Source organism: Streptomyces africanus, assembly GCF_002150735.1.
Lineage (GTDB): Bacteria > Actinomycetota > Actinomycetes > Streptomycetales > Streptomycetaceae > Streptomyces > Streptomyces africanus.
This window is the reverse complement of record NZ_MUKA01000715.1, coordinates 1-684: the sequence shown is the minus strand read 5'-3', so window position 1 is coordinate 684 and position 684 is coordinate 1. Positions and strand designations below refer to the sequence as shown.

The following is a 684-nucleotide window of genomic DNA, read 5'->3' as shown; positions in this document are numbered from 1 at the left end:
CAGGGCGAGGAGCTGGGCGCGGGCCTGCGGCCAGTCGCTCTCCACGCCCAGGTGGAGGTCGCCGTCGGCGAGCCGGCGGACCAGGGTGGTGAAGGTGGTGCGGCGGGTGCGGGGCATCGCCAGGGTCTCCGGGTCCAGTGCCGCGAGGGCCTCGGGGGCCGGGAAGAGGTGGGTGAGACCGCCCTCGGGGTCGTCGACCGGTTCTCCGTGCGCGGTGACCAGCCGGGCCGCGTGGGTGCGGGCGGCCGCGGTGGAGACCTGCTGGCCGAGCACGGCCCGGACGGCGAACTCCGCCTCGTCCACCGTGCGCGGGACGCGCCGGCCGGGCGCCTTGCCGACCAGCGGTGCCAGGACCGGGTCCGTGCGCAGGTGCTCGTCGATCGCCACCGGGTCGGCGTCCAGGTCGAGCAGACGGCGGCAGCGGCTGATGGCGACGGTCAGGTCGCGCAGGTCGCTGAGGGTGAGGCGGCAGGCGATGTGGTCGGGGGTGGGGGTGAGGGAGACGATGCCGTGGCCGTAGGGCAGCCGGAGGGTGCGCCGGTAGGAGCCGTCCCGCCACTCCTCCACGCCGGGTACGGCCGTGGCGGCGAGGTGGCCGAAGAGGTTGTCGGGGTTGAGCGGGGTGCGGAACGGCAGCCGCAGGGACAGCGCGCCGGGGGTGCTCGCGCCCTGCCGCTTCGGGGC

Annotated in this window: 1 protein-coding gene; it reads right to left on the bottom strand. The window is 76.6% G+C overall.

All coding sequences use genetic code 11. From position 1 onward, the window contains the following. Positions 1-684 (bottom strand): AlkA N-terminal domain-containing protein (locus CCL05_RS43620; protein WP_279629973.1); only part of this gene is annotated, 684 nt, incomplete at both ends.